Below are 12,993 nucleotides of genomic sequence, written 5' to 3'. Positions count from 1 at the left end.
GTACGACCGATGCCCGAAGACCTTCTTCTCGGCGATCGCACTCGCCGCAACCGTCATCTTCTGGCTGTGAGTCGGAACGAGTCCTGAGCCTAGGGGCCGCGGGCGCGGCCCCCTGCCGGGATCACTCCAGAAGATCCTGCAGGGGCAGTGCATAGCGCTGCACCGGGGACTTTATCACGATGTAGCTGAAATACTGCGAGATGCCGATATTTCGCTCCAGCAGGGCCTCGGCCATTTCGTGGTAATCCTGCACATTTCGCGCGGTGAATTTCACCAGATAGTCGTAGCCGCCGGAAATCAGGTGGCATTCCGTAACCTGCGGAATCCGCGCGATCTCGTTTTCGAACCGCGCGAAAAGATCCCTGCGGTGGTCGGATAGCGTGAATTCGGTAAAGACCGTGATCGTGTTCGAGATCTTCGAGACATCGACGAAGGCGCCGTAGCCCGAGATGATGCCCTGCGCTTCCATGCGCTTGATCCGCTGGATGCAGGGCGAGGCCGAAAGCCCGACATGCTCGGACAGGCGGACATTGGATATCCGCCCGTTCTTCATCAGCTCGCTCAGGATCCTGATGTCGATCTGGTCAAGCTTGAGCGACAAGGTCTCTCCTCAGGAGGCTAGCGACATCTGCTTCTGATGGGCCTGGACCAGTTCGGCCATCGAGTTGAAGCGGAAGTCGTATTTCGGCATCTCGCCCGGATTCATCGTGGCGCCGAAGCCTTCCTTGTCATGGCGGCGGTAGATCCAGGCCGAGGTCAGCCCGTGCCGGTTGGCAGGCTGGTGGTCGTGGAACATGCTTTCCGCCGTATGCAGGATGTCGGATTTGGCATAGCCCATCCGGTCGAGCTGCGAGATCATGTAGTCGAAATTGCGGTCCGACGGCTTGTAGGAGCCGATATCCTCGGCGGTATAGACGAAATCGAAGGTCACGCCCAGCTTGTCGTTGGAATGGGCGAAGCTCCTGGCATCGACATTCGAGAGCACGGCCAGCTTGTAGTACTTCTGCAGGTACTGCAGCGCGCCGGCGCTGTCGGCGAAGGCGGGCCAGTACTCGACCGAATTCCCGTAGGTCTCGCATTCCGCCCAGGTCACCGGGATGCCCCATTCCTCGGCGATGCGGCGGTAGACCGTGGCCAGGAGCCGCGAATAGGGCATGGCCGGGGTCAGCGCCTGCTGGGTGCTTTCGTGGAAGGCGTGCGTTTCCAGCACCTTGTCGCGGCCGGGCGCTTCGGGAAGCCGTTCGAAGAGCGGGCGCAGCCCCTCGAACATGCCGGTCTCCCAGTCGATCAGCGTGCCGTAGACATCGAAGGTCAGGATTTTGAAGTCTTGAAGGTTCATGGGTCTTTCACTCGTGGCAAGTCGTTGGTGTCTGTTGCATCATGCCGGCGTTCAGATCGCCAGGCAAAGGCGGAAGGCGTCGTAGATCGCCGCATGGATGGAGCGCGAGGCGGTGGCGTCGCCGATCTGGTGCATCGCGTAGCCGCCCGTGCTGGGGACGGGGGTGCCGGGCTGCGGCTGCAGCGCCAGCAATTCGTCCAGATGCGTCGTGCCGCCATTGGCCGCGGCGCCGCGCATCTCGCGGTAGAGCTCGTCGAAGGGGACCGAGCCGCAATCGACGATCACGTCATCGGCCAGGATCTCGATCCGCTCGCCGGTCAGCATATGGCCGAGCGTCGCCTTCAGCCCGTTGCCCTCGCGCTCCACCTTCAGGATCTCGAGGTCGATATCGACCCGCGCGTGATGCTGGGCCAGCTTCTTGCGGTAGGTGATGCGCGACTGGTATTCCATTTCGGCGGCCATGAACTCGTCCACCGTCACCAGATGCACGTCGCGGCCCGCTTCGGCAAGCGCCAGCGCGGTCGAGGGCGCCTGGTGGCGGCCGGTGCCGTCGACGACCAGCACCCGGCGGCCGACCGATTGCGGCTCGGACAGCGCGTCCCAGGTCGACTTGACCAGCTCCTCGCCGCCTTCGGGCACGGTCGTGTCGGGTAGCCCGCCGGTCGCCATGATGACCACGTCCGGCGCCTCGGCCGCGATCTCCTCCGCGCCGGCGAAGACATTGGTGCGCACGCTCACGCCGAGCGTCTCCAGCTCCGCCTCGCGCCAGTCGACGATGGCGATCAGGTCGCGCCGCCAGCCGGCCAGCGCGGCCAGGCGGATCTGCCCGCCGAGCCTGGCGCCCGCCTCGAAGAGCACGACATCGTGGCCGCGCTCGGCCAGGACGCGCGCGGCCTCCAGCCCGGCCGGGCCGCCGCCGACCACCACGGCCTTCTTCGTCGCCGGGGCGGGCGGCACGATATGGGGCAGCTTGAATTCGCGGTTCGAGGAGGCGTTGTGGATGCAGTTCCCCAGCCGGTAGAGGCAGTGCGAGCTGCCGATGCAGGGCCGGATGCGGTCGGCCTCGCCGCGCTCCAGCTTCCGCACGATATAGGGATCGGCGATATGGGCGCGGGTCATGCCGACGAGATCCAGCAGCCCCTCGGAGATGGCGTAGCGCGCGGTTTCAAGGTCCGGGATGCGCGCGGCATGGAAGACCGGCAGCTTGACCTCCGCCTTGAACTGGCCGACCTGGCGGAGGAAGGGCGCCATCGGCCGCGCCATGTTGGGCATGTTGTGCTCGACCAGCGCCAGCCCGGTATCCATCTTGCCGAAGATGCAGTTGAAGAAGTCGATCGTGGTCTCGCGCTGCAGGATGCCGGCGATCTCCACGCAGTCCTCGAAGCTCAGCCCGGTGCCGTCGCCCTCGTCCACCACATAGCGCATGCCGACCACGAAATCGTCGCCCACCTCGGCGCGGATCGCGTCATGGACGGCGATGGCGAAGCGCGTCCGGTTCTGCACGGAGCCGCCCCAGCGGTCGCTGCGGTGGTTGGTCAGCGGCGACAGGAACTGGCCGATCAGGTGCCCGCCCGCCAGCGTCTCGCAGCCGTCGAAGCCGCCCTCCTTCAGCCGCCGCGCCGCCGCCGCGTAGTCGCGGATGATGCGGAAGATGTCGGCCTCCTCGATCTCGTGGCTGACCGCCCGGTGGCGCATCTCGCGCATCCGCGAGGGGCCCTGCGCGGGCAGCCACTGGCTGGCCGTGGCATCCGCGCGGCGGCCCAGATGGCTGATCTGGCACATGATATGCGCGCCATGGCGGTGCACGCGCTCCGACATCTGCTGCAGGTACGGGATGACGTCGTCATGGCTGACATCCATCTGGTTGCCGCCCCAGTTCGAATCCGGGCTGACCTGCGAGGAGCCGCCGATCATGGTCATGGCCAGCCCGCCCTTGGCCTTCTCCTCGTGATAGGCCTGGTACTGCTCGCGCGGATAGCCGCCGCCGCCCGCCGTCGCCGCATGCGAGGTCGAGATGATGCGGTTGCGCATCACCAGGTGCTTCAGGCGGAATTCGCTCAGCAGGGGATCGCGCGTCCGGCTCTGCGCCTTGTCCTGCTGGGTCTGGATGTTCATCTCGGGCTCCGTTCTCGGTCCGTGGAGGGTCTCAGCCATGGGCCGTGACCTCTTCCAGCCAGCCGCGGCGCAGCTGCGGCACGGCGCGGACCAGTTCCTTGGTATAGGGGTGCTGCGGGTCGCGGGTCAGGCTGTCGCGCGCGGCGCGCTCCACCTCGCGGCCCTTCCACAGCACCATGACTTCGCTGCACATCGCCTCGACCTTGCCGAGGTCGTGGCTGATGAAGAGGTAGGAGAGGCCCAGCTCGCGCTGGAGCTCCACCAGCAGTTCGACCACCGCATTGGCGACCACCGTGTCGAGCGCCGAGGTGACCTCGTCGCAGATCACCAGCGCGGGCTCGGCGGCAAGCGTGCGGGCCAGGTTCACCCGCTGCTTCTGCCCGCCCGAAAGCGCGCGCGGCCCCGCCTGGGCCAGGTGCCGCGGCAGCCGCACCATGTCGAGCAGCTCGGCCACCCGGCCGGTCCGCGCCTGGCCGCGCAGCCCGTGGTAGAAGCCCAGCGGCCGGCCGAGGATCTCGGCGACGCTCTGGCGCGGGTTCAGCGCGGTGTCGGCCATCTGGAAGACGATCTGCAGCTCGCGCCGGTCCTGCCGCCGCCGCCGGGCGGCATCGCGCAGGTCGAGCTCGCGGCCGTTGATCAGCGCGCTGCCCTTCGCCGCCGGGACCAGCCCGGCCAGCACCCGGCCGAGCGTCGACTTGCCCGAGCCGCTTTCGCCGATCAGCCCCAGCGTGCGGCCGCGCGGGATCGAGAAGCCAATATCGTGGAGCACCGGATAGAGCGGCAGCCCGTCCGGGCCGGTGCCGCCATAGCCCGCGGTGATCCCCTGCACCTCGAGCACCGGCGGCGCGTCCGCGGGCGCCTCGGGCAGCTCCAGCCGCCGCGGCCGCGAGGCCTCGAGCAGCCCCTTGGTGAAGGCCGCGCGGGGCCGTTCCAGCAGCTCGCCGGCCTCGGCATTCTCCATCACCTCGCCATCCTTCAGCACCAGGATGCGGTCGGCCATCTGCGCCACCACGCCCAGGTCGTGGCTGACATAGATCGCGGTCACGCCCTGCTCCTTCACCATCGCCTTGAAGGCGCGCAGCACCTCGACCTGGGTGGTGACGTCGAGCGCGGTGGTCGGCTCGTCGAAGATGATGACCTCGGGCGCGTTGATCATCGCCATGGCGGCCATCATCCGCTGCAGCTGCCCGCCCGAGACCTGATGGGGATAGCGCGCGCCGATCTGCGCCGGATCGGGCAGGGCGAGCGTCTCCATCAGCGCCGCCTCCCGGCCGGCCGCCTCGGCCTTGCCCATCGTGCCGTGCAGCGTCGCCGCCTCGACGATCTGGCTGCGGATGCGCCAGCCCGGGTTGAAGGCCGCCGCCGCGGATTGCGCCACGTAGGAGACTGTCTTGCCGCGGAACCGCCGCAGCCCAGCCGCGTCGAGCGCGCGCACGTCCTGCCCGGCGACGCGGATCGTGCCCCCGGCGATGGTGCAGCCCGGCCGGGCATAGCCCATCAGCGACAGCGCGATGGTCGACTTGCCCGAGCCGCTCTCGCCGATCAGGGCGACGACCTCGCCCTTTTCCGCGGTGAAGCTGACATCGCGGACGATCTGGCGCCGGTCGCGCCCGGCGGTGATGGTGAGGCCCCGGACCTCGATGAAGGGACGGTCCTGCATCACGGCTCCTTCCTGCGGCGGGACACCGCGTCGACCATGAGGGTCATCGAGACGGTCAGCGAGATCAGGCACAGCGCCGGGGCGAAGACCGCGGGCGCGCCATAGGAGAGCCCGACCATGTTCTCGGCGACGAGCGCGCCCCAGTCCGCTTCGGGCGGCTGGATGCCGAGCCCGAGGAAGGACAGCCCCGAAAGCAGCAGCGCGATGTAGATGAACATGATCCCGAAATGCGTCAGCAGGTTCGGCAGGATGTTCGGCAGGATCTCGCGGAAGATGATGTAGAGGCTGCTTTCGCCGCGCACCCGGGCGGCGTCGATGAAATCGAGCCGGCTGACGGTCTGCGCGGCGGCGCGGACATTGCGGTAGGCCGACGGGATGTAGAGCACGGTGATGACCGTCGCCAGCACCGGGATCGAGGTGCCGAACCCCGCCACCGCCACCATCGCGAAGATCGTCGAGGGCAGCGAGTTGAACGTGTCCATCAGCCAGCTCAGCGCGGTGTCGAAGGCGTCGCGCATCAGCGTCGCCGAGACGCCCAGCACCAGCCCGGCGAAAAGCGCCAGCCCCGCGGTCAGGAAGGGCAGGCCGACCGTGTACTTGGCGCCCGCCATGATCCGCGACAGCACGTCCCGGCCGAGATAGTCGGTGCCGAGCGGGTACTGCGCCGAGACCGGCGCCAGCGTGTCCCAGCTATCGACGAATTCGCCGGGGGCATGCGGCGCCAGCAGGCCGCCGAAGACCGCGATCCCGGCCCAGAAGGCGAAGACCGCCGCGCCGGCCAGCGACAGGAGCGGCCAGCCGCCCGGACGGCGCAGGCGGAGCGGGCGGGGAAGGGAACGGGCGCCGATCATCCTGCGCTCCTCAGTCTGGGATTGGCCAGGATGGCGACGATGTCGGCGACCAGCACCAGGATCAGGAAGCCCGCGCAGAAGATCAGCGCGCAGGCCTGCATCACCGGCAGGTCGCGGGTGGCGACGCTGTCCACCATCAGCTTGGTGAGGCCCGGATAGGCGAAGATCACCTCGACGAAGACCACGCCCGAGATCAGCGCGTTGAGGCTCAGCGCCGAGGCATTGACGATCGGCCCGGCCATGTTCGGCAGCGCATGCAGGATCGCGGCGCGCAGCGGCGAGGTGCCCTTGAGGATCGCGGTCTCGACATAGGGCTCGCTCAGCGCGCCGATCAGGATCGCGCGGGTCATCCGCGCCATCTGTCCGATCACCGAGAGCGACAGCGCCAGCACCGGCAGCGCCATGACCCGCAGCGTGCCGCCGAAGCCCTCGGCGCGGTCGATATTCGACAGCGCGGGCAGCAGCCCCGACCAGACCGAGAAGACCAGCACGGTCAGCGTCGCGATCAGGAAGGACGGGGTGGAAAGCGCCAGCACCGACAGGAAGGTGGTCAGCCGGTCGAAGACGCTGTCGGGGCGCATCGCCGAGGCGATGCCGAGCGCCAGCGAGACCGGGATCGCCACCAGCGTCGAGAGCCCCGCCAGCAGCAGCGAATTGGGCAGCCGCGTGCCGATCACCTCGGCCACCGGGCGGCCATTGGCCAGCGACAGGCCGAAATCGCCTTGCAGGATCCCGCCCAGCCAATGCGCGTAGCGCAGCGCCAGCGGGTCGTCGAGCCCCATCTGCGCCCGCAGCGCGGCGAGCGTCTCGGCGGTGGCGTCCTGCCCCAGGATCGAGGCGGCGGCATCGCCCGGCAGCGCGCCGCTGACCGCGAAGACCAGCGTCGCCACCAGCCACAGCGTCAAGAGCCCCAGCAGGAGCCGTTTGGCAATCAGGCGCGTCATGCCGGGTCGAGCCAGACATTCTCGGCGAAGGCATAGCCCATCATGTTGCCGGTCGGGATCGGCTCCAGCCCCTTCAGCGCGGCCGAATGCGCGTCGATATTGGAGAAGAAGACCGGGATCGCCGTGCCGGCCCCGTCGCGCACCAGCGCCTGCATGTCGGCATAGTGCTGCGCGCGCACCGTCTCGTCGCGCTCCGAGCGCGCCGCCAGCAGCAGCTGGTCGAATTTCGGATCCTGCCATTTCGACGAGTTGTAGGGCCCGTCGGACTTGTAGCAGAGCGAGAAGATCATGTCGGCAGTCGGCCGCTGGGTGATCGTGCCGAAGCCGAAGGGCCGCTTCATCCAGACATTCGACCAGTAGCCGTCGACCGGCACGCGCTGCACGTCGATCTGCAGCCCCGCCTCCTGCGCCGCCTGCTGCAGGATCAGCGCCATGTCGAGCGTGTTGCCCACGCCCGCGGAGGCGACGAGCGGGATCGCCTGGCCCATCACCCCGGCCTTCTTCAGGTGGTAGACGGCCTTTTCGGGGTCGTGCCCGCTCGGCGCCAGCCCGTCGTCGAAATACTTCATCGAGGGCGCGATCGGCTGGTCGTTCCCGATCTCCGCGAAATCGCGGTAGATCGAGGAGCGGATCACGTCGCGCGGCAGCAGCGCCTTGATCCCGGCGGCGAAATCCTCCGAGCCGACGGTGGCGTCGGTCTTCTGCATGTAGAGATCCGAGAAGGTGCCCGAGCGGGTGACGAAAAGCTCGATCCCCCTGTCGCGCTCGATCAGCTTCGAGGAGCGGGGGTTGATCCCGGTGGTCAGGTGGATCTCGCCGGCGCGCAGCGCGTTCAGCCGCGAGCTTTCGTCGGGCAGGCCGAAATACTCGATCGTGTCGACATGCTGCAGCCCGTCCTTCCAGTAGTTCTCGTTGCGCACGGCAACCGAGCGGACGCCCGGCTCGAACTCGGTCAGCCGGTAGGGGCCGGTGCCGATGCCCCTGGAGAAATCCGTGGTGCCCGCCGGGACAATCATCAGGTTGAAGGTGCCGAAGATCACCGGCAGGTCGTAATTCGGCTCGCTCAGCGTGACGGTGAGCTCCAGCGGGCCGCTGGCCACGGCCTCGGCGATAGCGCCGGTATAGGCGCGGGCGCGCGAGGCGGTCTCGGGGTCGTTGTGGCGCAGCACCGACCAGACGGCATCCTCGGCGGTGAAGGGGCGGCCGTCATGGAAGGTGACGCCGCTGCGCAGCTTGAACACCCAGACGCGGCCGTCGGCGCTGTCCCAGCTGGTGGCAAGCTCGGGCTGCGGGGCCAGATCGCCGTCGAGCCGGGTCAGGCCGTTATAGATCATGAAGCCGCGCGCATAGTCCGTGCCCTTGCCGAAGCGGGCCGGGTCGAGCGTCTCGGAGGTGGACGAGGACGAGCCCGCCACCCGCAGGTCGCCGCCGCGCTGCGGGGCGGCGGCATGGGCGCGGGTCGCGCGCGTGGCCAGCATCCCGGCCGCGGCGATCGTCATGCCGGAGGCGGTGAGCATCCGCATCACGTCGCGCCGGGTCGCGCCCCGGCTCATCTGCTGTCGAAGCCGCGCCATGTCGCGGGGGGCGAGGGCTGGGTCGCGTCCAGAGTCACGCATCGGAACCTCCATGTTCGGCCGGGCTTGTCTTTGTCTGCGGCTGCCCTCGGCGGGCGCCGCGCCCTGTCTGCAGGATCATCCTGCCCAAGCCCCGGCGACGGAATTCACTGAATCCCCCGCGGAAACTGCCGGAAAATAGTGTTCTGCGGTGCAGCTTTGCGGGAACCCGTCGCCGGGCGCGCGCTAGGGTTTTCCCGGAAAAGCAGTTGAGGCAGACGGAAAAATGATGGACCAGAGAGAATTCTACATTGACGGACAATGGGTTGCGTCAAAGGGCGGCCTCTCCCGCGAAATCGTCGACCCCGCGCGCTACGAGGTGATCGGCCATGTCGCGCTGGCGACAGAGGAAGACGTCGAGGCCGCAGTTTCCGCGGCGCGGCGCGCTTTCGAGCGGCAGAACGGCCCCGAGGGCATGGATCTGCCCGCCCGGATCGCCATGCTCCACCGCATCGCCGACATCATGGACCGCCGCCAGGAGGATCTGGCCCAGGCCATCTCGGCCGAGATCGGCGTGCCGATCGGCTATGCGCGCAACGGCCATGCCGCGGCGGGCGGCGCGCATATCCGCATCCTCTGCGAGGAGCTGGAGAGCTTCGACTTCGAATGGATCCGCAACGGCACGCTGGTCACCCGGGTGCCGATCGGGGTCGCGGCGCTGATCACGCCCTGGAACGTGCCGGTCAACCAGATCGTCATCAAGGTCGCCCCGGCGCTGGCCGCGGGCTGCGCGGTGATCCTGAAGCCCTCCGAGATCGCGCCGGGCAATGCCCGCATCATCGCCGAGATCCTCGACGAGGCAGGCGTGCCGCCGGGGCTCTTCAACCTGCTCAACGGCGATGGCGACGGCGCGGGCGCGGCGCTCTCTTCCCATCCGGGCGTCGACATGGTCTCCTTCACCGGTTCCACCCGCGCAGGCGTGGCGGTGTCGCGCAATGCCGCGCCGACCATCAAGCGCGTCGGGCTGGAGCTGGGCGGCAAGTCGGCCAACATCCTGCTGTCCGACGCCGATTTCGCCGAGGCCGTGGCCAAGGGCGTCAAGGGCTGCTTCGCCAATTCCGGCCAGGCCTGCTCGGCGCCGAGCCGCATGCTGGTGCCGCAGGCGCGCATGGAGGAGGCCGCGGCGATCGCGGCCGAAACCGCCGCCGCCTTCAAGGTCGGCGATCCGCGCGATCCCTCCACCGATCTGGGCCCGGTCGCGGGCGCCGCGCAATGGCGCCGCATCCAGGCCTATATCGAGAGCGGCGTCGCCGAGGGCGCGCGCCTGGCAGTCGGCGGGCCGGGCCTGCCCGAGGGGCTGTCGACCGGCGCCTATGTCCGCCCCACCGTCTTCGCCGATGTCACCCCGCAGATGACCATCGCGCAGGAGGAGATCTTCGGCCCCGTCCTGTCGATCCTCGGCTATGCCGACGAGGAGGACGCGATCCGCATCGCCAATGGCACGGTCTACGGGCTGGCGGCCTATGTGCAGGGCCGCGACCTGGAGCGGGTCCGCGCCGTCGGCCGCCGCCTGCGCGCCGGACGGGTGCACCTGAACTACCCGGTGCTCGACCGCACCGCGCCCTTCGGCGGTTTCGGCCAGTCCGGAAACGGCCGCGAACAGGGCCGCTACGGGCTTGAGGAATTCCTCGAATACAGTGCATTGATCGGCCATGGCGATGAGTGAGGAGGAGCGCATGGAGGAAGACGCCCTGCCGGAACGGGCGCCGGCGCCTGCGGGGTTCCGCAACATCCGGCCGCAGACCAAGCCGCCGGAGGCCATGCGCCGCACCGCGCCCCCGGCCTATATGGACAGCTACAAGGAGGCCTTCGTCGAGGAGACGGCGGCCTTCATCCACTCCTACGACCTGGCGCATGTGACGATGCTGGGCGAGCGCGGCATCCTGCCCGCGGAGATCGCGCTCGGCGTGCTCCGGGGGCTCGCGGGGATGCAGGAGCGCGGCATGGCCGAGTGCCGCCGCGCCGCGGGCGGGGGCAACCACGCGGCCGAGAAGTACCTGACGCAGGTCCACGGCTCCGAGATCGGCGGGGCGATCGGGCTGGCGCGCTCGTCGGGCGATCTCTCGGCGATTTCCTTCCGGATGTATGCCCGCGACCAGATCCTGGGGCTGCGCGAGGGGATCCTGGGGCTGCGCGAGGCGCTGGCGGGCTTTGCCCGCGAGCATGCCGAGGTGGTGCTGCCCGGCAATACCCATGGCCAGCACGCCCAGCCGATCACCGTCGCGCTCTGGGCGATGATGTACCATGATGCGCTGGCGCGCGACGGCGACCGGCTGGCCGCGCTTTGCGAGCGGGTGAATTTCAGCCCCGCGGGCGCGGGCATCATGTCGGGCACCGAATTCCCGATCGACCGGCGCCGCGTGGCGGAGTTCCTCGGCTTCGACGGGGTGGTGGCGAACACGCTCGACGCGGCGCTCAGCCACGACCTGGAGATGGAATTCGCCTCGGTGCTGAACCTGCTCTGCTACACGCTCTCGCGGATGGCCGAGGATCTGTTCCTCTGGGCGACCACGGAATACAGCCTGATCACGCTGCCCGACTGGTTCATCGGCATCTCCTCGATGATGCCGCAGAAGCGCAATCCCGACGGGGTGCAGGATCTGCGCAACCTCTCGGCGCAGTCGCAGGCGGTGCTGGCCATGGTGCAGGGCACCGAACGCGGCCCGACCGGCTTCCCGATCATCGAGCGGCGGAATTCCGACCGGATGCTGCGCGGGCTGGTGGTGGCGCTGCGCGAGCGGCTCGAGGTGCTGCCCGACCTGCTGGCCGACATGGTGGTCAATGCCGGGCGGGCCGAGGATCACGCCAATGCCTACTGGGCGGCGGTGACCGATCTGGCCGGGGCGCTGGTGCGGATCAACCGGATCGAATGGCGCCGCGCGCACAATCTGGTGGCGGGCTTCGTGCGCGACTGCATCGAGCAGGGGATCAGCCCGACCGAGGTGACGGCCGAGGATTTCAACGCCTATGCCAGCCGCAGCGGCGCGCATATGGTGACGATGGACGATGCCACGCTTACCAAGGCGCTTGACGCGCGTGCCTTCGTGCGGCGGCGCGAGACCTTCGGCGGGCCGGGACCGGCGGCGATGGACCAGGCGATCCGCAGCGCCGGGGGCCGGATGCGTGCCGAGGCCCAGGCGATTGCCGGCTGGCGCGGGAAGCTGGCGGCGGCAGAGGCCCGGCTGCAGGCGAGCGTGCAGCGCACCCTGGCCGAGAACCGCTTCGCCTGAGGGCGGGGCGGCCACGAAGCCGTCCCGCCGCCCGTCCCGGCACGGGGCCTGCGCGTTAGCTCTCCGCCGTCGCGCGCTGCTCGCGGGCCAGGCCGCCCAGCAGTGCGGCCAGCGACAGCAGCGCCACCGCCGGGAAGAGCAGCCCGCCATGGCCCAGATCGACCATCCGCCCGATCGCCAGCGGCGCCAGCATCTGGCCGACGAAAAGCCCGGAGGTGACGAAGCCGAAGATCGCCGCCTGGTCCGGCCCGCTTGCCTGCTCTGCCAGGAGCGTGTCGCGCGAGGGCAGCGCCAGCCCGTTGCCGATCCCCGCCGCGCAGACCAGTCCGAAGACCGCCATGGCCGGCAGGCCCGGCAGCGACGCGGCCAGCCAGATCAGGCCCGATCCGCCCATGCCCGCCAGCAGCACCCGCCCGGGCCCCGCGCGCGAGGACAGCGCGCCGCCCAGGATCACGCCTGCGGTTGCGGCCGCCAGATAGGCCGAGAGCAGCGCGGTCGCCATGCCCGCCGCCATCTGCCCGGTCTGGGCCATGGCCGGGATCAGGAAGCCCTGAAGCCCCGCCGAGATCGCGCCGAAGAGGGCGAAGATCGCGAATTGCAGCTGGAACCTGCCCTGCCGCCAGATCCCCGCCGCCTGCGGCCGGGCCTTGGCGGCCCGCGGCGCGGCCCCGGGCGAGAGCGCCCCGCGCGCAAGGATCAGCGCCGCGATGCCGATCAGCGACAGCGCCGCCGCGGCGAGAAGCCCCGCGCGCCAGCCGAAGGCCAGCCCGAGCCCCCCGGTCAGCAGCGGCGCGGCAGCAAAGCCGGCCGTGCCCGCGACCGAATGGACCGCGAAGCCGGTGCTGCGCCGCGCCAGGGAGACATGGCTCGACAGCAGCGACATGTCCGCCGGGTGGAAGACCGCATTGGCGATACCGGCCGCGACGATGCAGAGCGCCAGTCCCGCGAAGCTGGGGCTCAGCGTTGCCAGCACGAAGCAGGCCGCAGCGCCGCCAAGCGCGAAATGCAGCAGCGGCAGGCCGCCGATCCGGTCGGTCAGCCGCCCCATGCGGGTCTGCAAGAGCGCGCTGACCAGGTTGTAGCCGACCGTCAGCAGGCCCAGTGTCGCGTAGGAGGTGCCGAATTCCGCGCGAAGGAGCGGAAATAGCGGCGGCAGGGCCAGGATATGGACATGGCTGATGAAATGGACGGCGGAGATCAGCACGATCATCCGCCAGTCCCGGCGTTTCTCCGTCATTCTG

Annotated in this window: 10 protein-coding genes; 2 read left to right on the top strand and 8 right to left on the bottom strand. The window is 69.3% G+C overall.

What is annotated here, in order from left to right:
• Positions 1–121: 121 nt before the first annotated feature.
• The 7 genes from FGX59_RS13390 to FGX59_RS13360 are packed head-to-tail and all read right to left on the bottom strand — an operon-like array spanning position 122 to position 8,525.
• Entirely contained in the window at positions 122–601 is a 480-nt protein-coding gene (locus FGX59_RS13390; protein ID WP_138467075.1) for an Lrp/AsnC family transcriptional regulator, read from the bottom strand.
• A 9-nt stretch (positions 602–610) separates the two neighbouring features.
• A complete protein-coding gene (locus FGX59_RS13385) occupies positions 611–1,339 on the bottom strand; it encodes a haloacid dehalogenase type II (RefSeq protein ID WP_138467073.1) in 729 nt (242 codons plus the stop codon).
• 51 nt (positions 1,340–1,390) lie between these two features.
• Positions 1,391–3,493, bottom strand: coding sequence for an NADH:flavin oxidoreductase (locus tag FGX59_RS13380; RefSeq protein ID WP_240722435.1), 2,103 nt, complete (start codon positions 3,491–3,493; stop codon positions 1,391–1,393).
• A complete protein-coding gene (locus tag FGX59_RS13375; RefSeq protein ID WP_138467071.1) occupies positions 3,486–5,114 on the bottom strand; it encodes an ABC transporter ATP-binding protein in 1,629 nt (542 codons plus the stop codon). The genes FGX59_RS13380 and FGX59_RS13375 overlap by 8 nt, the downstream gene beginning before the upstream one ends.
• On the bottom strand, positions 5,114–5,965 hold the full coding sequence (locus FGX59_RS13370; protein WP_138467069.1) for an ABC transporter permease: 852 nt from the start codon (positions 5,963–5,965) through the stop codon (positions 5,114–5,116). The genes FGX59_RS13375 and FGX59_RS13370 overlap by 1 nt, the downstream gene beginning before the upstream one ends.
• Positions 5,962–6,909, bottom strand: a complete 948-nt coding sequence (locus tag FGX59_RS13365) for an ABC transporter permease (RefSeq protein ID WP_138467067.1) — start codon at positions 6,907–6,909, stop codon at positions 5,962–5,964. Before FGX59_RS13365 ends, FGX59_RS13370 begins: the two co-directional genes overlap by 4 nt.
• A complete protein-coding gene (locus tag FGX59_RS13360) occupies positions 6,906–8,525 on the bottom strand; it encodes an ABC transporter substrate-binding protein (RefSeq protein ID WP_138467065.1) in 1,620 nt (539 codons plus the stop codon). The genes FGX59_RS13365 and FGX59_RS13360 overlap by 4 nt, the downstream gene beginning before the upstream one ends.
• Positions 8,526–8,748: 223 nt before the next feature.
• On the opposite strand from FGX59_RS13360, the gene FGX59_RS13355 reads away from it, so the two are divergent.
• Together FGX59_RS13355 and FGX59_RS13350 are read left to right on the top strand one after the other, a co-directional pair.
• Positions 8,749–10,188, top strand: coding sequence for an aldehyde dehydrogenase family protein (locus FGX59_RS13355; protein ID WP_138467063.1), 1,440 nt, complete (start codon positions 8,749–8,751; stop codon positions 10,186–10,188).
• Positions 10,189–10,198: 10 nt separating this feature from the next.
• On the top strand, positions 10,199–11,752 hold the full coding sequence (locus tag FGX59_RS13350; protein ID WP_171060638.1) for an argininosuccinate lyase: 1,554 nt from the start codon (positions 10,199–10,201) through the stop codon (positions 11,750–11,752).
• A gap of 55 nt (positions 11,753–11,807) precedes the next feature.
• On the opposite strand, the gene FGX59_RS13345 is transcribed toward FGX59_RS13350, so the two are convergent.
• A complete protein-coding gene (locus FGX59_RS13345; protein ID WP_138467059.1) occupies positions 11,808–12,989 on the bottom strand; it encodes an MFS transporter in 1,182 nt (393 codons plus the stop codon).
• Between the last annotated feature and the right edge of the window lie 4 nt (positions 12,990–12,993).

The organism is Poseidonocella sp. HB161398 (genome assembly GCF_005870025.1).
Taxonomy (GTDB): domain Bacteria; phylum Pseudomonadota; class Alphaproteobacteria; order Rhodobacterales; family Rhodobacteraceae; genus Mangrovicoccus.
Note: the sequence above shows the minus strand (reverse complement) of the source record. Positions and strands in the feature narration are given on the sequence as shown.

Excerpts from the sequence above, each read along its gene's own strand:
- FGX59_RS13365 (WP_138467067.1), bottom strand. The coding sequence starts at position 6,909 with ATGACGCGCCTGATTGCCAAACGGCTCCTGCTGGGGCTCTTGACGCTG.
- FGX59_RS13345 (WP_138467059.1), bottom strand. The coding sequence starts at position 12,989 with ATGACGGAGAAACGCCGGGACTGGCGGATGATCGTGCTGATCTCCGCC.
- FGX59_RS13350 (WP_171060638.1), top strand. The coding sequence starts at position 10,199 with ATGGAGGAAGACGCCCTGCCGGAACGGGCGCCGGCGCCTGCGGGGTTC.
- FGX59_RS13375 (WP_138467071.1), bottom strand. The coding sequence starts at position 5,114 with ATGCAGGACCGTCCCTTCATCGAGGTCCGGGGCCTCACCATCACCGCC.
- FGX59_RS13380 (WP_240722435.1), bottom strand. The coding sequence starts at position 3,493 with ATGGCTGAGACCCTCCACGGACCGAGAACGGAGCCCGAGATGAACATC.
- FGX59_RS13355 (WP_138467063.1), top strand. The coding sequence starts at position 8,749 with ATGATGGACCAGAGAGAATTCTACATTGACGGACAATGGGTTGCGTCA.
- FGX59_RS13360 (WP_138467065.1), bottom strand. The coding sequence starts at position 8,525 with ATGCGTGACTCTGGACGCGACCCAGCCCTCGCCCCCCGCGACATGGCG.
- FGX59_RS13385 (WP_138467073.1), bottom strand. The coding sequence starts at position 1,339 with ATGAACCTTCAAGACTTCAAAATCCTGACCTTCGATGTCTACGGCACG.
- FGX59_RS13370 (WP_138467069.1), bottom strand. The coding sequence starts at position 5,965 with ATGATCGGCGCCCGTTCCCTTCCCCGCCCGCTCCGCCTGCGCCGTCCG.